Genomic DNA, 264 nt, shown 5'->3' on the forward strand with positions numbered 1-264 from the left:
GGGCTGACCGGCCTGGAAATGAATGCCACGGACGCGCTCTATGCCGGGCTTGCCGACGTCAAGATTGCCTCCGCCCGCTTGCCCGAGATGATCGATGCGCTGGCCCGCATGCCAGTCGGATCGTCGTCGACCACCGTCGATGCCATGCTGAAACATCTCGCCAATCATCCCCATGCCGGCCATCTGGAGCACAACCGGGCGATCATCGACCGCGCTTTCCGCTTCGACAGCGTCGAGGACATTCTGGCGGCACTGGAGGCAGAG

At 63.6% G+C, this 264-nt stretch carries 1 protein-coding gene; it reads left to right on the plus strand.

The features are described 5' to 3' along the window. On the plus strand, positions 1 to 264 hold a 264-nt coding region (locus tag SB679_RS24725), incomplete at both ends, for an enoyl-CoA hydratase/isomerase family protein (RefSeq protein WP_410704934.1).

The organism is Chryseobacterium sp. SIMBA_029 (genome assembly GCF_046535275.1).
In the GTDB taxonomy this organism is placed as follows: Bacteria; Bacteroidota; Bacteroidia; order Flavobacteriales; family Weeksellaceae; genus Chryseobacterium.